The 21786-nt window shown below is 34.9% G+C and carries 14 protein-coding genes; 5 read left to right on the forward strand and 9 right to left on the reverse strand.

The features are described 5' to 3' along the window. Nucleotides 1-10 precede the first annotated feature (10 nt). Nucleotides 11-1168, reverse strand: a complete 1158-nt coding sequence (locus tag BC781_RS01150; RefSeq protein WP_109615414.1) for a cytochrome P450 — start codon at nucleotides 1166-1168, stop codon at nucleotides 11-13. A gap of 280 nt (nucleotides 1169-1448) precedes the next feature. Beyond that, entirely contained in the window at nucleotides 1449-2297 is an 849-nt protein-coding gene (locus BC781_RS01155; protein ID WP_109615415.1) for an AraC family transcriptional regulator, read from the reverse strand. 260 nt (nucleotides 2298-2557) lie between these two features. Between BC781_RS01155 and BC781_RS01160 the strand changes: the two genes are divergently transcribed. After that, nucleotides 2558-3667 (forward strand): Zn-dependent alcohol dehydrogenase, encoded by a 1110-nt coding sequence (locus BC781_RS01160; protein ID WP_211323684.1) that lies wholly within the window; start codon nucleotides 2558-2560, stop codon nucleotides 3665-3667. Next, nucleotides 3667-4473 (forward strand): alpha/beta hydrolase, encoded by an 807-nt coding sequence (locus BC781_RS01165; RefSeq protein ID WP_109615417.1) that lies wholly within the window; start codon nucleotides 3667-3669, stop codon nucleotides 4471-4473. Before BC781_RS01160 ends, BC781_RS01165 begins: the two co-directional genes overlap by 1 nt. An 84-nt stretch (nucleotides 4474-4557) precedes the next feature. Here the strand turns inward: BC781_RS01165 and BC781_RS01170 are convergent, their stop codons facing one another. Next, nucleotides 4558-5172, reverse strand: coding sequence for a hypothetical protein (locus tag BC781_RS01170; protein ID WP_146201591.1), 615 nt, complete (start codon nucleotides 5170-5172; stop codon nucleotides 4558-4560). A gap of 665 nt (nucleotides 5173-5837) precedes the next feature. Here BC781_RS01170 and BC781_RS25450 point away from each other — a divergent pair. Continuing rightward, on the forward strand, nucleotides 5838-7709 hold the full coding sequence (locus BC781_RS25450) for a T9SS type A sorting domain-containing protein (RefSeq protein ID WP_158281362.1): 1872 nt from the start codon (nucleotides 5838-5840) through the stop codon (nucleotides 7707-7709). Between the two features lie 85 nt (nucleotides 7710-7794). Here the strand turns inward: BC781_RS25450 and BC781_RS01180 are convergent, their stop codons facing one another. From BC781_RS01180 to BC781_RS01190, 3 genes are all read right to left on the reverse strand, one after another. Beyond that, a complete protein-coding gene (locus BC781_RS01180) occupies nucleotides 7795-8577 on the reverse strand; it encodes a nuclear transport factor 2 family protein (RefSeq protein ID WP_109615419.1) in 783 nt (260 codons plus the stop codon). 141 nt (nucleotides 8578-8718) lie between these two features. Next, nucleotides 8719-9588 (reverse strand): family 16 glycosylhydrolase, encoded by an 870-nt coding sequence (locus tag BC781_RS01185; RefSeq protein ID WP_109615420.1) that lies wholly within the window; start codon nucleotides 9586-9588, stop codon nucleotides 8719-8721. Between the two features lie 93 nt (nucleotides 9589-9681). Further along, nucleotides 9682-12975, reverse strand: a complete 3294-nt coding sequence (locus tag BC781_RS01190) for a glycoside hydrolase family 2 TIM barrel-domain containing protein (protein ID WP_109615421.1) — start codon at nucleotides 12973-12975, stop codon at nucleotides 9682-9684. Nucleotides 12976-13403: 428 nt separating this feature from the next. Between BC781_RS01190 and BC781_RS01195 the strand changes: the two genes are divergently transcribed. Further along, complete coding sequence (locus BC781_RS01195) at nucleotides 13404-14750, forward strand: T9SS type A sorting domain-containing protein (RefSeq protein WP_109615422.1); 1347 nt, start codon at nucleotides 13404-13406, stop codon at nucleotides 14748-14750. 221 nt (nucleotides 14751-14971) lie between these two features. Then, on the forward strand, nucleotides 14972-15988 hold the full coding sequence (locus BC781_RS01200; protein ID WP_245935559.1) for a DUF481 domain-containing protein: 1017 nt from the start codon (nucleotides 14972-14974) through the stop codon (nucleotides 15986-15988). Nucleotides 15989-15997: 9 nt separating this feature from the next. On the opposite strand, the gene BC781_RS01205 is transcribed toward BC781_RS01200, so the two are convergent. The 3 genes from BC781_RS01205 to BC781_RS01215 form a co-directional block, all read right to left on the reverse strand. Continuing rightward, a complete protein-coding gene (locus tag BC781_RS01205) occupies nucleotides 15998-17365 on the reverse strand; it encodes a sensor histidine kinase (protein ID WP_109615424.1) in 1368 nt (455 codons plus the stop codon). Between the two features lie 162 nt (nucleotides 17366-17527). Further along, nucleotides 17528-18277 (reverse strand): YoaK family protein, encoded by a 750-nt coding sequence (locus BC781_RS01210; RefSeq protein ID WP_109615425.1) that lies wholly within the window; start codon nucleotides 18275-18277, stop codon nucleotides 17528-17530. Nucleotides 18278-18518: 241 nt separating this feature from the next. Continuing rightward, the gene (locus BC781_RS01215) at nucleotides 18519-21782 is read right to left on the reverse strand and encodes an AsmA-like C-terminal region-containing protein (RefSeq protein ID WP_158281363.1); all 3264 of its coding nucleotides are present in this window, start codon (nucleotides 21780-21782) and stop codon (nucleotides 18519-18521) included. Between the last annotated feature and the right edge of the window lie 4 nt (nucleotides 21783-21786).

Genomic DNA, 21786 nt, shown 5'->3' on the forward strand with positions numbered 1-21786 from the left:
TAGTTGTAAATTAGTTTGCGTTGAATTTTACTTTGATTTGTTCGAAACCGACTTTACGTCTGAATTCGCCCCATTCCTCTATGTTTTCTTCTGCTTCCAGAATATCAATTGATTTTACTTTTTCAGCTAACGTAGCAAGTAAAATGTTCATAATCTGACGAGCATGTGTTGCTCCCAAACAATTGTGATGGCTAAAACCAAAACTGATATGAGGATTTATTTTACGATCCAATACCACTTCGTTCGGATTCTCAAAAACCTTTTCGTCTCTGTTTGCTGATGCCCAACACAATGAGATTCTCGAATCATTTTTGATGGCATGTTCACAAACGGTTGTATCTTCTGTCACCACCCTTCCCATATGCGTAAGTGGAGCAAAATAACGGATCAGCTCTTCTACTGCTTTTCCTCTGATTTCTGGTTCTGCCTGTAGTCTTCTCAAAGACTCAGGATGCTCCGCAAAGTATGAGATTGAATTTGTAACGGCATTTATCACGGTATCTCTACCTCCTGCAAAAGTCAAAATCATGACACCTTTTATTTCTTCTTTTGTCAACTTTTTACCGTTAACTTCTGAAGCTAGTAGCATCGAATACAAGTCTTCTCCAGGGTTTTCAATGGCTTTTTCTATTTGGTCATCTATATAGTCGTAAAGAATCGATGCTTTGTCTCCGTCTAATGCTGAATCGTCACTTCTGAATACATGTGTTCCCCAATTGATCCAAGTTTCAGATTCTTCATAAGGAATATTTAGAAGTAAAGTCAGTGCTCTAGATTGTAGCTTTAATGAGAATTCACTTACAACTTCAATCGTATCTTTTTCTAATACTTCATCTACAATATCATTGATGATTTTGCAAAGTTTTCCTTGATATGCGGGGTCCAAAGGTCGCTTAAACCAAGGTTCTACCAATGATCTATAATCTCCGTGTAATGGCGGATCTACCTCAAAAGGAATTTGGCGAGTATCACGAATATTTACTTCAGAAGGAACCACAATCCTTCCAGGAGTAGCGCCAGACTGAAAGGTTTTCCAATTATGTGCACTCTTACGTACATCCTTCAAACGCAATAACATGGTTACAGGATCGTTCTGATCATCCATTTCACCAAAGCCTTTTGACTCTCTTGCCTCTTTAAATGGATCTGGGAATTCACTCTTTTTCATTGCTCTTTCTTTATCACTGTTCAAAGATTAACTCTCCAAATCTTGAAGAATGGAGAATTCTAATTCAAAAAATCACCTTCAATGCAATGGTTCGTTTCAAATCCCATTCGTTTTTCAGATGATACTACAGTGACAAAGTACAGCAGATTTATTGAGGCAATCTTTCTCTATTTTAATCCATTAATTATGTATTTTATCTTCATTTGTTAATTAACAGAAAAATAAACGACATAAATCAGAACTTTTATTTCATTTTCAGCATAAATAAGGTCAAAACAGTTTACTGAACCATATTTCTATACATCTTTCTAAAACCAAGTGGTGAGTAATTTTTAAATTTCTTAAACTGTTGATAAAAGAACGGTAAACTCTCATAACCACACTGATAACCAATCTCTGCAACTTGCATATCTGTTTCTAATAATAAACGGCTTGCTCTATTTACTCTATACTCATTTAGATATACAAAGAAAGGACGCTGCATTGCTTTACTGAAAAATCGGGAAAAAGACTGTTCTGTCATATTCAATTGTTCAGCTATCTCAGCAAGTTTTATTTTTCTAGGGTAATGCATGGCAACAAAGTTTTGCACCATCTCTATTCTACTATTCGTTTCCGAAGAAAAATCATAAGCATAAGAAGCCCCTGCCAATACCTCTTCGACCTCCACTGTTGAAAGGAGTTTTAGTAAGTCCAAAAACTTAAGCATACGCTCAAAACCATGCGCCTCTATAATCGCCTCCATTCGCTCTCGTACTTGATACAAGTCCGCATTTTTAAAAAGAATACCTCTATTGATATTCTTCATCAGAAATTGGATTTCCTTAAAATGCTTCACGCCATCCATCAACTCTTGCGACCACTGAATCACCAAAGATTCCGCTCGCTCTTCCGATGCAATATCTTTCTTCCAACAATGTGGCAGATTAGAGCCTAAGAGCACTAATTCTAGTGGCTCATATTCTGAGATATTATTTCCGACATAGCGAACACCGTGACTATTCAACACATAAGTCAACTCAAACTCAGGATGAACATGCCAAGGAGTTTCGAAGCTATTTTCAGAATAATGAAAAGCTCTGATATTTGACTCATCTGAGGTGACTACCTTCTCTAAATATGCTTTCATAGCTCAAAAAATAATGTATTTATTTTTGTTAATGGAGATAAAATATAATTCTATGACATAATAATTAATTTTTCCATCAAAATACAGGAAGTCTCTAAAATAAAAAGCATGCTCTTTTGTAAAATGTCAGGATAGACTTTATCAAGACAGAATTGAATTAAAGTAAACCTCACTCCTCTGTTTTATTCAAACAAGAGGAAAAGTAGGCATACTTTAATATAAAAATTTGAGTAAGGTATCAACAAGTAAGAACTATGAGCATGATTGTCAAAGCTGCTATCGGAAACGGACAAGGAGGATTTACCATTGAAAATATAGAAGTATCAGAACCTAAAGCGGATGAAGTTTTAGTAAAAATAAAAGCTGCTGGTTTATGTCATACAGACCACGATTCTCTTTCTTGGGGAAAACCAATTGTACTTGGTCATGAAGGCGCTGGAGTTGTTGAGAAGGTAGGAAGTGAAGTGACCAATGTAAAAGAAGGGGACTCGGTGATCTTGAACTGGGCTACTCCATGCATGAAATGTTACCAGTGTCAAGATGGAAATCAGCATATCTGTGAAAACAACTCTCCTGTGGTTGCTGGTGGCAATGGACATACGCCGGGGCATGCTCATTTGGAAGGAACAAAGCTGAATAATAAAGCCATTGAAAGATCATTCAATATCGGGACACTTTCGGAATATACATTAGTAAAAGCATCGGCTTGCGTAAAAATGGAAAAAGAAATGCCTATGCCTTCTGCGAGTATCATTAGTTGTGGAGTGATGACAGGCTATGGTTCTGTGACAAACTCCGCGAAACTAACTGCAGGAAGTTCGGCTGTAGTTTTAGGTACAGGAGGTGTAGGTCTGAACGTGATTCAAGGAGCTAGAATTTCGGGTGCTTCAAAAATCATTGCCATTGATATCAATCCAGAAAGATTAGAAATGGCTCAACAGTTTGGGGCTACACACACCATTTTGGCAGATAAAAATGATAAAGGACTGACAAACGCTGCAGAACAAGTAAAAGAAATGACTGACGGAAGAGGTGCCGATTATGCCTTTGAATGTACTGCAATTCCTGCGCTCGGAGCAGCTCCTTTAGCCATGATTCGTAATGCCGGAACGGCAGTTCAAGTCAGTGGTATTGAAGAAGAAATCACGATTGATATGAGACTTTTTGAATGGGATAAAATTTATATCAATCCACTTTATGGAAAATGCCGCCCAGAAGTTGATTTCCCGAAACTAGTCAACCTTTATGATAAAGGAGATTTAATGTTAGATGAAATGATTACGAGAACTTATCCTTTAGAAAATTTACAGCAAGCTTTCGATGATATGCTAGCAGGAAAGAACGCAAAAGGTGTAATTGTATTTGACTAATGAAAGAATCTAAATTTAGAACAACTGAACTGTCAGATGCCGTTTATGAAATGGATAACCTCCGTTTCATTACCGTAAAAACCCCACATCTGAATGGTAGAGGTGATATCTGTGTATTTGTGCCAGATGGAGAAAATCTAAAAGATTTACCAATTGTCACTTTACTGCACGGTGTATACGGAAGTGCATGGATTTGGGCATTTAAAGGCGGAGCACACAAAACAGCCAAACGGTTGATTGAGCAAGGAAAAATCAGACCAATGGTTTTAGCTATGGCTTCTGACGGCCTTTGGGGAGATGGCTCTGCATATACTGCTCACAATCATCATAATTTTGAGAAATGGATAGCTGAAGATGTACCAACTGCAGTGAAAGAAAATATCCCTCAAGTATCAGAACAATCTAAGTTGTTTATTTCTGGTTTATCTATGGGTGGATTTGGAGCCTTGAGAGTTGGTGCTAAATACGCCAAACAATACAGTGGAATTTCGGGACATAGTTCTATTACAGAAATAGAGCAAATGAAACTATTCGTTGAAGAATCTTTAGACTTATATAAGCAGAAAGAAAGAATAGATGAAGATGTTTTTACAGCCATGCTCCAAAATAAAGAACAGCTTCCCCCCTTCCGTTTCGATTGTGGCACTACCGATGAATTGATAGATTTTAACCGTAAGTTACATACCGATTTGGAGCAATCTAACATCGAACATTCTTACCAAGAATTTGAGGGTGGTCATGAATGGAAATACTGGCAAGAACATATTGAAGATACCTTGATCTACTTTAATAGTTTGATAAACTAGGCTTTAGAACAAATAAAAAAGCTTCTTCACTTTCAAAAATAGTATCTATGAAAGTGAAGAAGCTTTTTACTTTTCACAACTTAATTACTGATTTAAATAAGTGTAGGCTCCTATACCATTGATTAAGGTATCATAGGTATTTTTCACTTCATTCAAAGGCTCCAAATCAGGTTTTTTATGCTCTTGATAATTTTTAATCATACTCAAGGAAACCATTAACTTCAATAAGATTTCTTGATCCTTAAGTCTTTGTGCTCTGCCTTCTATTTCCTCCTCTGTATTTTTTAAAGAAGCTATATCAGCTTCATAAGCTTCTATTTCTTTTATGAAATAGCTTTCAATTTCTTTTTGAAGAACAGAATCTCTTAATTGGGCGGTATACCGCTCTACAGTTCTCCAATACGATTTATTCTGAGAAATATACTTGCGATAAGCTCCCAACTTATCATCTTCAAAATCCTTGATGGTATCCAAACTTTCTTGTAAACTTCTGAGCTTTACATCCTTTTCAACAGCCTCATCATATATTCTTTTTACAATATCATTCCCTCTAAATTCACTCTTAACGGTGAAATAACTATCTGACTCTAAAACCTCTGGTGTTATATCTTCAACAACTTCAGCCTTTTGAACAACTTCATCTTGAGAATTACATGAAAATAAAAAGAGGGGTATAAATAAAATGGATAGAATTTTCATACTTAAAAATATTAGAACTTGAAAAAATGTATGCATTAAAACTTAATATACTTATTCTATTCTTCAGCCAAAAAATAATTCTTCGTTGGGCATAAATGGGGCTGATTGCCTTTCCTTATTATTCAAAATTGAACAATTAAAATGTCTTTTAAACTGAATTATACTTTGAAATCTTTTAGACATAATTCACCTTGAAAATTCACTTTTTAGGTAAAAATCTCTTCATCTAAGACAACTTGTACAAAAATGAAAAGGCAATGTTTCAAGATTGTCTATTCCAAAAATGAAATGTACAACCCAATTAGAAACCCACTTTATCATATCATAAACAGCGCTTTCAACTCATATGAAATGAACAACTAAATACACACATCTTCATCTATCACTGTAGGATTTCACACCTATTGTTTAGTACAAGTGTAATCACTTTTTAACTGTAATATTCACAAATAATACTAGATTTTTTATAGACACCTCCTGTCAAGTTTTTGTCTAGTATGAATTTTAGGATGTCAGATTTCACTTAGCCAAATTCATTTCAATTCAACACATGAATAATATCAATTAGAATTCATATCAAATAAAATCCAAACTGCTGTATCGGTCATAAACTTTTACTTAAGACTGGTATAGCCACATTTAAACACAATCAACTATTTTTTTTTATGAAAAAAAGTTTACTCTTAGGACTTGTTTGTTTCCTGATCGGATTCACAAGTTCGGCTCAAGATTGGGCTAATATCTCTATCCCTGCCAACGCTGGAAATGGAAATGTATGGCAACTCCAAAGTAATGTTTCAGATGACTTCAATTACACGTTTAATGCATCCAACAGTAAAACTAATTTTGGACCAAACAATATGTGGTATAACTTCTACCACAATCAATGGGATGGGCCAGGTACAACCTACTGGAAGTACAATCATGTATCAGTGAAAAATGGAAATTTAGTATTAAAAGCATCACGTTTCAACAAGAGTAATCAACCAAACCCGCAATACCCATACCCTGGAGCTACTGAAAGCTATAAAATGGGCAAAACAAATGGTGGTGTCAACTCGGGCTGTATCACTTCAAATAATAAAGTTTCTTACCCCGTATATGTAGAAACGAGCTTGAGTGTTGCCAATATTGCACTTGCTTCTTGCTTCTGGCTCTTAAGCCCAGATGATACGCAAGAAATTGACATCATCGAAAATTATGGAGATGTAAACTTCTTCAAACAATTCACCCATATTTCTCATCATTCATTTATAAGAAAACCATTCCATGATTATCAGCCACGAGATTGGAATAGCTGGTGGCCTGACGGAAGAGTAAGTAGCAATTATGGTTGGGGTGATTGGTGTTGGAACAATGGAAACAGAAGATTTTTTCGTTTGGGTGTTTATTGGATATCTCCAAATCACTTTGAGTACTACATTGATGGAAACTTAGTGAGAGTTTTGTATAACAATGCAATAGCTACTAATATGAACGGTACTTGGGAGTACACTTATTACAATGCAATTCATCCTGCAGGTACACAAGATCAATATGGTACGAACATAGGCGGTACCCCAACAAACACCAATGGATACTCTGATGTTACAACTTATGCTACAGGCTCCAATTACTCTTTTTCTACACTTCAAGCAGCGAGCAATGCTTCAAATGGTATCAATGTGATTGATCCAGGGAATTATCAAAATGGAACAGGTTTTAACAAAGCAATGGACATCATTGTAAATGTTGAATCGCAGAGTTGGTTAGTTAGCAGTGGTCAAACACCTTCTGATGCAGATTTAAATAGCTTATCAAAAAATGAGATGAAAGTGGATTGGATTAGAGCATATAAACCTGTCCCGAATAATGGCGGTGGGAATTCAGAAGTTGTCATTGAAGCTGAAAATTTCAATGCAACAGGTGGCACATTCAACGATGGGACAGTACCTTATGGAGCTAATATTGCTGGATCTATTATCAACTTTGTAAATGGTGGCGATTGGATGGAATATCTCGTAAATATTCCTCAAGAAGGTGCTTATGAAGTCACCTACCGTTATGCAACACCAAACAGTAATACATCTGTTAACTTTGATGTATCTGGAGTTTATTCTTTTAATACAACTTTACAAAACACTGGTAGTTGGGGCAATTATAGCAATGCCACAGCAAGTAGTACAGCATATTTCACCGCGGGTAATCATCTTATCAAATTAACTGCAGGAACAGCTGCTTGGCAATGGAACTTAGATAAAGTAACTCTCACAAAAACTGGGGCTTCTCGAAAGGCAGAGACTCAAACTATCGAGCTACAAAGCCCGAGAATTCTTGTTTCGCCAAACCCCTCTGAAGATTTTATAAATATTTCAGGGCTTTCAAATGGAGAATATGTACTTACATTGGCAGACCTTAACGGGAAGGCTGTTCTTTCTCAGAATATAAATTTCAATACAACATTCCGCTTAGATGTTTCAAATATGACTAACGGTATGTATATCTTAAACATTAGAGGTTTAAATACAAACTCAAATACTAAGCTTTTAATTCAATAGTATAAAATGTAATTACGGGATAGAACTGCTTGAAATAATATTTTCTTAGTTCTATTCCGTAATCATTCAGCTTAAATAAAAGCTACTAGAATTTACCCGAATTTCCCCATTGTTCTTTAGGAAGAATTTCCTCTTGTACATCCCAGTGTTCAACGATCAAGCCATCTTCAAGTCTGAAAATATCAATATATGCAAAGTCTTTTTCATTCAATCTTGCATGTGAAAGACTTACTACAAAATTTCCTTGCCCTATGAGCTTGTGCACTTTTTCGTAACTTGCTTTAATTCCCTTTTTCTGAAAATCCTTGATATGTGCAACAAGCCCCTCAACACCATCACCCACAGTTGGACTATGTTGGTAATACTTTTCCGTTGAAATAAAGTCTGTTAGTTTCTCCCCCTTCCCTTTAACTAATACTTCTTCTAAGAACTTTTTAACTAAAGCTTTATTTGTATTCGTCTTATCTAAATCTACTATTTCGGTAGGACCATCCACCATAGTTCGCCCCGAAGCAGTTTCTTTCTCAAAAGCTTGAATAACATCCCAATGTTCGATGATTTTGTCATTCGAATCGGTATGGAATATATCAGCAGTTACCCATTGTGCTTTTCCATTATCAATATTTTGGTAAGCATGCGTAAAAACATATTCGCCATCCTCAAAAGAGCGGACAATCTGAATATCTCTATTCTTATTTCTCTCGATAAAAGGTTCAAAAAAAGCCACAAAGCCTTCTACTCCATCAGCGACTCCAGTACTATGCTGCGTGTATCGATCTCCAGTGTATTTAGTTACAGCCTCTCGTGCGTTTCCATCCCGAATACCTTCTAAGTACAAACCTTTTGCATTCTCTATTTTCTGACTCATTTCACTTTAAATTCTAATTTCAAAAAGAATGTTTTTCCAAAAGGTTACAAAGAGCTAAGCCTAAGAGTTTCTTTGTGGGGTATTATACCTTCAAATATACTGCTATCTATTGTTTAGATTAAAAAAAGAAGAACATAGCTATTATTTTGCTTCCCAAACTCGAAAATATTTAACGTGGAATTCTCCATCTAAACGCTCATCATCGGGAAGTGCGCCAAACCATTTATTAGATTCATTATTGAAATTGATTTCTAAAGGCTGATGCCAATGCGTATTTTCTGCTTCTCTAAAAAGAATACCATCTATATAAAAACGAATGTACTCTGCTGTCCACTCCAATCCCCAAACGTGATAATCGTTTTGAAGCTCAGTTGGAATAAAAAACTTCTTTGTTCTTGAAAAATGCTTTTTTACATCTCCTTTATCTTTTGGGGCTTTGAACACATGAATATTTGAATTCAAGTCATTTCTATTATATGTTACGCCTGGCGCATTTTCACAAATATCTATTTCAGTCCACCAATCTTTTGAGACATTTGTCATCCAAAAACCTGAAACCCAAGGTGCATCCATCAATTTCATTTCAGCTTCAAAATAACCATACAAAAATTTGTTCTTACTTTTTATAAATCCCGATGTATGTGTATAGCCCTCGGGAAGAGCATCATCACCGTGTTTATTTACACGAAACACAGCTTCTCCACCTTCCAAACTCACATTAGAACCATGAAAGTAAGTAGGTTGACGACCTTTCCACTTTGGATTATTTGGATGCCATAAGTTTTCGTTGATTTCTTTCCCATCAAATTCATCTGAAAACTTTTGGAGAAACTTCCACTTCCCATGATTTCTCTGATCCGAGAGTGGGTATTTATCATTCGCTCTTTCAATAGCTTGTTTTACATCTACAGAATCTACATAGTTTTTAGGCGGTATCGTTAAATTTTGAGCAACGGAAATACCGTTCAACAGGAAAAGACTCAAAGAAATAAGTATGATTTTATATTTCATTTTTTTATGGTTTAGGCTGTTTACGATCTATAAAAAAATACTCCTCGGTTACGTGAATTGCCGAATCCACTAAACCGAAGAGTGAGTAACACATTATAATAATTTCAAGGCAGAAGGATTTTGAACGTCTTTTGCTTTTGAATAAGGAATGAAATAGAAAGAATACTGATAATTTCCAGCTTTAATCAAGAACTCTTCGTGTGCTTGAGCTTTTCTTGACCAGCTATCATCTCCACCGACACCCATTTGAAGATGATCAATATCCAATGTTAATTGATCTCTGATTTTCAACTCATTCGTATGATTTGAGCTTTCTAAATTATTTAGGTCATATGGAGAAATACTAAAATTCAGCGCTTCCTCCCCTTTTATAAGTAGACCTTTCCCAGCCTTATTTTCTAACCTAAACCAACGAGTATCTGTACGATTTCCATACTCCTGTGGTTTGATGTACATATAATCTAATTCAGAAACTTTTGAGGTATAAAATCCAAGTTCAGCGCCATAATTTCTATCAGCATAATTCTCAAAAGGACCTTTTCCATAATAACTCAATTGTTCATATTCATCTGAAATATCCAAGCTCACCCCTATTTTGGGCAGATTAGGCTGTCCATCAGCTACTTGAACCTGATAATCCACTTTCACCCACCCATTTGAATATACTTTATAAACAAGCTGTAGCTTAGTAGCCAAAGTTTCTATGACTCCATCTGTGGTTATCGTTACAAAAGTTTGATCTGATGACTTTTCAAGATTTATACCTTGAAGCTTGAAATCTTCAACTGCATTTAGCCACTTTCGTTCACCCTTTAACTTCAAAGCTCTTCTGTAAGCTCTTCTGTAAGCTCTATCATTCTCAGTTTCTGCTCGCCAAAAGTTTGGTTTTAGAGGACTTAAAATCAGTTCTTTTCCATCCAATTCATAAGATGTCAAGAATCCTGTCTCTTTTGAAAAAGAGGCTTTAAATGAAGTATTGCTTACTTCATAAGAATCTGCTGTATCATTCACTTGAACACTTCCTTTCAATTTTACGATTCTATTATTCTCCTGCTCCATTGGCAATTCGAATTGCTCATAAAAGACAGAATGCCCTTTTTCAGCCCAAAAATAATCTTCTGTGGTAAAGCCTTCAATTCGTAAAGCATACTCTTTGCCTGCCTTCGCTCTAGGCTTTTTAAATTTTATTTCAAATGATTCTGTTTCATATGGTTTTGTAGAAAGTCTTGCTACTTCACCAGAGTCAATAGCTTTTCCATCTTCTAATAATGTCCATTTAATTTGGTAAGAAGAAAGGTCTTTAGCATGATGTCTATTATAGATTTCAAAGCTTCCCTCTAAAATATTCTTAGTTCTAATAACAACAGGTTGATTTACTTTTTTACATTCAAACAGCGCAGGTTTTGGTGTTCGATCTGCTGCTACAATCCCATTGATACAAAAACTACCATCATTAGGCGTATCCCCAAAATCACCTCCATAAGCCAAATACTCGACACCATTTTCATCTTGCTTTACCACTCCTTGATCAATCCAATCCCAAATAAATCCTCCTAAAGCACGATCATAGCTATAAATCACATCCCAATATTCTTTCATATTCCCAACCGAATTCCCCATCGCATGTGCATACTCACACAACAGAACTGGACGTGAATCAAAGGAAGTACTTTCAATCAAGTTAGCTAATTCAGAAGGTGAAGAGTACATTCTACTCAACATATCCACATAATAAGGGTCCGTCGGATTTCCGCTATTTGCAGGATAATACTTTCGCTTATAATTTGGGGCAGTTGGAACACCTTGTGCACCTTCATAATGTACTTTTCGAGTAGGGTCAAAATCTTTAATCCAAGCAGCCATTGCCGCATGATTTGGTCCCATTCCAGATTCATTGCCCAAAGACCACATGATTATACTCGGGTGGTTTTTATCTCTCTCCACCATACGAATCCCCCTTTCTATAAAAGACTTAGCCCATTCTGGTTGATTTGAAAGCTCTCCTCTTAAACCATGTGTTTCTAAATTTGCTTCATCCATCACATAAAGTCCTTCTCGATCACAAAGGTCATAAAAGTAAGGATCGTTTGGATAATGTGAAGTACGAACTGCATTAAAGTTGAACTGCTTTAACAAACGAACATCCTCTTCAATGTCTGCCCTACTTAATGTTTTCCCATTTTCCATATGATGATCATGTCGGTTTACACCAATCATTTTCACCATATTTCCATTGACAAGAAGTCTGCCTTTAGCATCAAATTCTATTTCCCTAAAACCAATATTTGTACTTACGATTTGCTCTTCCCCTCCCTTTTCATTTTTGAGAGTAAAAACTAGCTTATACAAATAAGGATCATCAGTCGACCATTTTCTAGGATTTTGAACTTTATACTCGATTAAATTCCCAAAATATACATTATCTCGTTGTGGATACCACTCCGTAAAATATTTACCGATTTTAAATTCATGAGGTAACTCGACAGGCTTATTTTCAGCATCATAAAGCTGAGTAATAAGTGTCCAATCATCAAATTTAGTGGCAGATTTATTCCCAAAATACCCGACTTTTTCTATAAACCTATCAGCTACGTTCGCCACAAATTCTGGCCGGATTTGTAATTGGGCATCTTTAAATTCTTCATCAAGATCAGTACGAACAAAGAAATCATTTAGCCTTACTTTCGGAGTCGAAAGCAGATACACTTCTCTATGAATTCCACTCATTCGCCAATGATCTTGAGCCTCCAAATAACTTCCATCAGACCATCTGTAAACTTGTACAGCTAATTTATTTTTCCCCTTTTTGAGGTATTTAGAAACTTCAAATTCTGCAGCTAACCTACTGTCTTCACTATACCCAACAAGCTCCCCATTTAACCAGACATAAAAAGCTGAAGTTACCCCACCAAAATGTAGAATTAAATCTCTATCCAACCACGAATCATCTACTTCAAAATATTTGATATAACTGCCTACAGGGTTGTCTTCATGATTGATATTTGGGTAATCATTAAAAAACGGATAAGTAGAATTTGTATAAATAGGCCTTCCAAATCCTTTCATCTCCCAGTTGGACGGTACTTCTATATTTGTCCAATCTTGATCTTGATAATCTAATTGATAAAAATCAGAGGGTTTATCTAAAGGTTTAGGAACCCAATTAAACTTCCAATCTCCATTTAAAGATTGATACCAATCCGATTTCTCTCGATCTCCTCCCAAAGCTGTTTCCATTGATGAAAAATTATAGAAAGTTGCTCTAGAAGGCAATCTATTTATTTGATTCACCTCAGGGTTCTCCCAGTCATTTTTACTTTGTGCATAACTTAGCTCCACACTCCATAAAAAACTTATAAATAGTGCTAAAAAATATCGTGTTTTCATGCTGTTGAATTTAGCTTTATCAGTTTATATAGCGCTATCCTCCTATCTATAAAAGGAGAATTCTACCTTACTTTTTTACAGTTTCAATTTATCCGATAAAGCATTAATAAGAGTGGAAAAAATAGTAGAACTAATGGGTGTATTCTTTTGAAGTAGAGTAAAAACCCTCTCCGAAAGCACTTCTATTCCTTATTCAAGCACATACTTTTTCAACAGCAAATGAATGTAAAATAAATCAATCCTTGAATAATAAATTAACAATCACTTAGCAAAATCCACTTACACTCAAATTTTAATTTAAATACACACGACTTTTATTTGTCGTTTTTTATAAAATTAACAAATTGGAACAATTTTAGATATAATTGTACTAATGAAAATTATATACAATTTTCTTTACCTATGCTATAAGCAAAATCAATTACTCGATGAGAAAAATTCACTATGTACTAACAATCATTCTTGTTCTTACAAGAATAACTTATTCTTTTGGACAGACAGAATCAATTGACCTAAATAACAGTGATGATAGAGCAGGTGTAAATTATGACTGGTCAGACAATAATACTTGGAATCCAGCTGGCACACCTCCAGACCCTGATACAAATATCAATATAAATGATACAGGTTTATCTGCAGACCCTCAAACTGCGACTGTTAATGATAGAGTACAATCTAGTCATTTTATCAAATACCTTGGAGATGTCACTTTAGATGGCACTAAAACTTGGAATATTGAAGGTGTTGTAGTTATTGACGGAAATTTCACACAAACAGCTGCATTCGCAAATAACCAGATCAATATTAATGGTGGAGCGTTAATTATTACAGGTTCTTTTTCACAATCAGGCGCTTTTGCTACATCTGGAGTAAACCTGTCTAATAACGCTATGTTAATTGTTGATGGAGATGTGAATATATATAGTACTATTGCTGGAGGTACCTTCACCAATGATGGCTCAAACATTAACATTATCATTGGTGGTGATTTAGATATTAACAATGACCTTGGTAATAGTTCAATTTCAACGGGCGATAACGGAAACATATTCGTAGAAGGAGAAACTAATGGCAATGGAACAGTTGATGGACAAGTACCTGATACACATAACCCAAGTACAGACCCTCCTCTAACAGATGGAGGGGTTAATGATGCTGTGGATGATATTCCTAACCTTGGTGATATTATTGGAGGTACTAACCCTGGAGGGTCTATAGACGCAGCACTTCCAATACAACTCATATCTTTCTCACTAAACCAACAAGAAAAAAACATTAAACTCCAGTGGACTACAGCTTCAGAAATTAATTCAGATTATTTTGAAGTACTGTGTTCGTTTGATGGTAGTAATTATGAGTCATTAGTTTCAATTCCTGCACAAGGAAATAGTGAGAGCTTGGTTGAGTATGCTTACGAATACCAGTATCAAGGTTCTGCTCAAAGATATTACAGATTAAAACAAGTCGATCTAGATGGAAAATATACACTATCAAAGGTTTTAATTTTTACGCCAAAGCTTGTAAAAAACTTGAGTTTAGTAAAACCTAATGTATACCCTAATCCTGCGAAATCATTTGTGAAAGTTCAATTGGATGGAATAGAAATCAGAGAAGTCATGATATTTTCTACAGATGGAAAAGCATTTCCTCTTGAGATTCAACGATTGGCTTCGGGTGAAGTGAAACTTGATGTAAATAATATTCCTAGAGGTTTATACATCATGAAATTAATCACAGACACACAAAGTTATTCTGAAAAAGTCCTTTTGGAGTAGACATCTGTTTTTAACAGCAAACACAAACATAATTGTAAATATATGGGTAGGAGCTTTTTCCTACCCTTTTTTTATCTAAAATCTATTGAATCTGCCTTTTTATCTATTCGTTCAGGAAGCCTAATTTGTAACCAAATAGAAGTCCTTTGTAACATATTTAGAAAATTCTAGAGTGTCACGAAGAATCTATAAATTAAGAATAGAAGTTCCACTAACTCATTATGATCAGAGTACTATTCCTTCTATTTCTATTCTTTAGTATTCAAATTTCAATTTGTAAGGCTCAAACTGATTCTCTGATTTTTGAAAATGGAGACAAGATGGTTGGAGAACTTAAAAATATGGAATATGGAGTTATTGTCATGAAGACAAATTATAGTGATAGTGACTTCAAAATTGAATGGGATGGTATTGATCAAATTTTCTCCTCTACTCTATTTCTAATTACAATTTCTGATGGAACAAGGTATATTGGCTACCTCTTTTCTATGCCCGACAAGAGAATTCGGATTACAGATGAATACGGCATTATCTTCTATGAAAATATAGATGATATCGTTTTCCTCAAATCACTTGAATTGGGAATTCTGAGTCGAGTTTCAGCATCTATTGACCTTAGTTTAAGTGTCATCAAGGCCAATAATCTGACACAACTTAATACGCGTAACACTCTTGGTTATGTCGCTAAAAGATGGTCAATAGACACCTATTACAATACATTGGTTTCCGTACAAGATAGCGTTTCTGATACGAAGAGAATTGACTCTAATATCAATTACCGATGGTTTTTGCCTAATGATTGGTACCTTCCTGCCAATGCAACTTTTCTTTCTAACAACGAACAAAACCTAAGATTAAGAGTCATCGGTTCGCTTGGAGTAGGAAAATACTTAATTCATCAGAATACATTTTATTGGGGGATAAATATCGGTATTTCTTTTGTTCAAGAACGGTTCACGACTTCAGACCCCGATCAGCAAAGTTGGGAAGGTTATGCAGGAATGGAATTAAACCTATTTGACATTAAAGACATCAAATTACAAACTATACTTTTTGTTTACCCAGGTTTAACAGAGCAAGGGCGATTAAGGTCAGATTTTTCTTTTGACTTAAAATATGATTTACCCAAAGATTTCTACTTCAGACTCGGACTTAGCTTAAACTACGACAGTAGACCTATTGAAGGCGGTTCACAAACAGATTATGTATTTACGACAGGTTTCGGGTGGGAATGGTAAAATGAAGTTTTACTTATATTCCTCTAAAGGTTTTCTCTCTATACCTTTCTTTTCAATATCTGTAGTATTTTGGGAATAGGGTAAAACTATCGAAAAGATTGTCATCTTCTTCACTTCACTTACGACAAATATAGAACCACCATGCAACTCTACGAATTGCTTCACGACTGAAAGACCAACTCCTGTACCTTTGATGTTATCTACATTTTTGGCTCGGTAAAAAGCATCAAATAGTCTAGGAATATCTTCTTTAGGAATTCCGATACCATGATCTGTAATATTTAATTTCACATAACTATTTTCATATGAAATTTCTACAATCGGAAATTCTCCCTTTTTACCGTATTTGATTGCATTTGACAACAGATTATCAACGCAATGAACGATAAAGTAACTGTCAAATTCAACTAATTTTTCTTCCCCATTAAAAATGATCTTTCGTTGAGAAAATGGAATAGCTGAAGGATGATGTTTGACTGATTTTATGATAAGTTCAGAAAGAGATTGCTTAGATGGGAAAAAGTTAATTTGCCCAGATTCTAAATGATGATATGCCAAAACCCTATCCATCATTTGAGTGATGTTATTTATAGAAGTAAACACATTCTCAAACTGCTTATTACATTTTTGCATACTATCATCATCTAGCGTTTTAGATGCTTTCAGGTGCAAAAGCTCTGTTGAACTATGAATTACTGTTAGAGGCGTTTTAAACTGATGAGAAACCATAGACACAAATTTACTCTTCAGCATATTCAGCTCTTTTTCTCGTTCAAGAGCTTCCGATAACTCTTTTTCTTTGTCAATAAGAACTTTCTTCCTCCTAAAGTCTTCATCCTTGAAAAGTAGTGAAATGAAAAATATCATTACAAGCATAAAAATCCAATGGAATCCGGCTGCAGTAATTGGGCCTTTAGGAAAGTTGATAATTTCGGGAAATTGAATCTCTAAGAAGATAAGTAAGAAAACATAAGTGAATGTACCTATTGCCATTTTGCGGTATAACTTTCTCGGAAATATGTGGATATTCATCACAACAGCAGTGGCCAGAGTTAGAATTATTGTACCTCTTATTCCGCCGTTTTCCTTCCAATCAAAAAATGTAATACACATTTGTATAGGCAACATCAGATAAAGCCCAGCTTGGTACTTTGCTTTTACACGACTTATATAAAAGCCAACCAAACAAATTACCCCAACTATATATAGAATATAGATGAATTGCTCAGATAAGGTGGAATTCTGAAAAGTAATTGCAAGTACAAAACTACATGTAACCGACAGGAAATATATACTATTGAGTACCCTTTCCTCCATACTAAGCTCTGTTTTACTACCAATAAATAGGTCTATTAATAAATCGAAATGTTTACGCATCACTTCAACTAGGTGAGGTACAAATATCTTTATCAATACCTTTTTATGCTTCTTATATCATTTTTCTAAAGCACCTATGCAAGATTGTATAAAAAAATAAAGGTCTTCTTACTCACTATCAGATAGCTTTGGAAGACCTTATTCTATATATCGGCTATTGTATTATTTCGTTTTCACTATTGCGCCTTTCAATTTAGGAAGTGCCCCTTGTCTTTTATAAAGAATCTTGAATGTAGCTAAGAGCTCTCCAATAATCGTAAAACCAAGTACTACAGCAGGTACGATAAATGTGAAAATCGCGATTCTTTCATGAAGGTAATATCCTATTACACCACCAATTATAAAGCAGAAAAGAATTGTTAGTCGAAGTAAAATACTTCTCGAAGTTTTCTCATCTAAATTAGACTTATGATTGAATAGCCTTGAAGTTTCAATAGCTAAATCGGTAAGTAAGCCCGTCATATGTGTTGTACGAACTACAGCACCAGAAATTTTTGTAACCAATGCATTTTGAAGTCCCATTGCAAATAGAAGAATACTTGCAAAGAATGAATCTGGGATTCCCATTTCCAATTGCTTTGTATGTGCAAAACCCACAAAAATTAGTAAAAGCATTTCAATGAAAATCGGAAACACATATGGAAAATGTTTTTTCTCTGGAAACTTAAAATCAAGATACCAACTACAGAAAAAGGCTCCTGAATAGAAAGCTGCAATCCAAAGAACAGAATTGGCTACGAAGTTTTGAGCAAAGTTTACAGAGAAATCTGCAACATGACCTGTTACATTGGTTGGTAAAATCCCGAAAGCTAGAAAACCAGTAATTCCTACTAATCCTGCAATACCCGACAGAATAGCAGCCATGCTGACATCATGTAAAAACTCCCTCTTATCCCCTTGTTGTTTGTACATTCTTAAAGTTGTTAGTGTAGTTGTTTGTATTGTGCGCTGTTATTATTGTATTGAATATATTGCCTTAATACGAATCTGAGAAGTCTAGTTTTCCAACTTAACAAACCTTATTAATATTTTATATAACCTTAGTACTTTTACAAATTCTTAATAATCAAGAAGTCGCATTTAATCAGAAGCATAAAAAAATCTCGAAGTTCTAAACTCCGAGATTCTTAGATTTGGTAAAGGCTTGATTAGCCTAATTTTTATCTTTTTTACTTTTCTTTTCTTCTTTCTTTTTTTCCTTCTGATGCTGTCTTACCTTTTTACCTTTTCCGAGTTTCACATCATACTCCTCAACATCTCCTACTATTCGGATTGCAACATATTTACCGCCTTCATCGGTCATGATCTCATCTTCACTATCGCTTTTTTTCTTTCTACCTGTAAGTGTGTTCCAAGCTACACTTCTCACCAACTTTACAGGCACTTCTACAAGGTAAGCCATACTCATATCTAAACCTTGCTGCCCTGTAATGTACAATTGACCGATTGTAGAACTGATATCCATTTTTGGAATAGTCACCTTCGCATTTTTCAACTCCAAAGTATTCTTGATTTCAGCAAATCTGATATTATTTAAGTCTTTATTACTAAAGTATTTTGACATGGCTTCTAAGGGACCAAAGTTTTGTATTTTTCCATCCCGAATAGATGCTTCAATGTCTGCTACAGACTTATCCAAATTCACTGTCAAATCAGGGTTTAAGTATAAAGATGAATTGATTTGAGCATTTAAAATACCGTCAAAATTATCTGCTACACTATATGTTTCGCCTTCATAGGTTGTTTCAAAATGAATCAAATTCATATCCAATTCTTTCGCTTCAGCTTTACTTTTGAAGACTGCATTTTCAGCATCGATAAGATTTAGGTCGCCATTAAAATTTAGTCTTCCACCTGCAGCATCAGTCCCGATATCTTTAAAATGAATTACACGATTTGGTGTGGTGACAATCTGACCTCTAAAATTCGTAATATCCATCTTTGCATATTTCATGTGAGATATATTCACCTTTAGATCAAAAGAAGGATACTTGGCCGTAAAAGGATTAAACGTTAAGGTATCGGTAGTGCTTACTTGTTGAGATGTTGTCTGGGCTTGGGGGTTACCACTGCTACTGCTAGCCTCCACAAAATTTGCATTTAGCAACTCATTAAAGTTGAGCATCTGTGCATTCACATCAAATGTTCCTTTCAAATCATGCTTGGTACTATCCGTAATATTTTCCAAATGAGCATTGAAGGTAAAGTCACTCTCACCAATTTTACCTGTAAAATCTTCAATAATCATCTCATTCGGTTTATGAATAAATTTGATATTGAAATCTCTAAAAAGAAGAGGCGTTCGGTTAAATCGCCATTCCAGTTTACTGATTGTAACCTCACCAAATGGAAAACCTTGTTCTTTAATAATTTCTTTATTGCTTGTATCAATTTTACCATTCACCTTAAAACCATTCAAGGCTGCATTTTTATATTCTTGTGGGACATGCAGTTTATTTTTGAATGTGAAAAAGTCAACAACCTGCATGGAATTAGAATTGATCGAATAACTCAAAGTAAGGGGTTCTGTATCACTCGAAGTAATCGATTCAAAATTTAAAAGCTCGGCAGATAAGTTAATATTACTTCCTCCTAAATTCCCTTCAAAGCCATCAATAACTATTTTTTCGGGAGCAACCTCAAGTCTTCCTTTCAACTTCTTTAGGTCTGACATGCCAGGAAGAACTGCCGAAAGGTTATTAATTTTGAATTCACCGTAAGGAAGCAACTTATAGCTATTCAACTTTTCTGAAGTAGTTTGCAGTGTAAGGTCAATATTCAGATTTTCTATCTTCCCATGATCTACTTGAGAAGTACTATCTAACTTTACAAAATCATCGATGTGAAACATTTTACTATCTAGCTTCGCATTGATTTTCATGTTTGCATTTTGACCTGCCAAATGCTTCAAAATATTTTCAGCTTGTCCTGTAAAATGAATATCCGAATCATTCATTTTTGCTTTGAAGTCATGAATCCCGAGCTTATTTTCAAAGAGGTACAAAATTCCGTTTATGTCCTCATATTTTTGCGCTGTTTGAGGAATTTCAAAACTAATATCTTTCAAGAATAGCCCTACTTTCCCTCCATCACTGATATAATAGTTATTCTTTTTATCGATAGTACTTTTTACACTTCCTTTTAATTCAATTCCTCCTTTCAAGTGTTTTATCTTATCTCCTTTCAGGAAAGGATTCAAGGTGGCTAAATCAAAGGAAGAGTTGGTGGTAAAATCTAGGTAAGGAGTTTTCAAATTTTTCACAGAAGCAGACATCCTTATTTTTCCAGATTTTGAATCTACATTCAAGTCTTCTAGTTTAATCACTCCCTCTGATAAATCTGCTTTACTACCTGTACTCAGATAACCTTTAAAACCGATATTTTCTAAAGCGATATTATTTTCCTTACCGTAAAGTGAGACATCTTTAGCTCCAAAATTTGCTTCAATAAATGGAATTGTATCTTTTGTTTCTCCCTTTATTGTTGCATTGAGATAGATTTTCCCATTGTCTTCACTTTTTTGTCCTTTGGTATTTACCCAACCATTTGTGAGGAACGTTAGCAAACTTAAATCTTCTTTTTCAGCATTAATTTTCAGGTCAGCATAACCATTCTGCTGAACTGCATAGCTTCCTTCAATCCCAAATTGAGCTTCAAAAACGGATAAATGTGCTTCCAAAATCTCAATGAACATATTGTTCTGATTGATTTTTAGGTGACTCTTAAAACTGATGGGCTTATCCTTAAGCATTACTTTTTCTTTATGCTTAATTCCCAAAAGTGTCATGTTTGTATTGATTTTGGAATACAATCTACGATCTCGAAGTTGAAAACTAGTATCAAAATGGTCAACCCTCAGCGCAGCTCTTTTCTCTTTAGGTTCACTCTCAAAATCTAAGACTAGATTGTTTATTTCTAGTCGTTCCAATACAATATCCAAAGGTTTATCTCGCTGTACTTCTTTTGTTTCTTCCTTTGTTTGGGTAGAGTCTGTTGGGTCAAATCCAACTGCATTAAAAATATTCAATGAAGAATCTTGATATTGGAGAAGTCCAAAGTAAGCACTATCAAGAGTTACCTCTGCTACATTTATGTTTCCGACCATCAAATCTGAAATATTGAAGGCAAGATAAAAATCATTGATCTTGCAAATAGGACGTTCTTTCTCTTCTCTAATCTCTTCTGCTCGTTCAAAATAAGTTACATCTTGCAGTCGCAAAGACACTTTGGGAAAATGGGAAAAAGGGGATAAATGGATTTTCTGTACTTTTAATTCTCCTGGTTGTAAGCTATTAGCTATGTCGATTACTTTATCTTTGATTGCTTTCCTATTCAGGTAAAAGAGTCCTGTAGTCAATACAATCATTCCGACAGTGAATACCAAAAAGTATTTCACGAATTTCATAATTACTTTCATACTT

Source organism: Sediminitomix flava (assembly GCF_003149185.1).
In the GTDB taxonomy this organism is placed as follows: Bacteria; Bacteroidota; Bacteroidia; order Cytophagales; family Flammeovirgaceae; genus Sediminitomix; species Sediminitomix flava.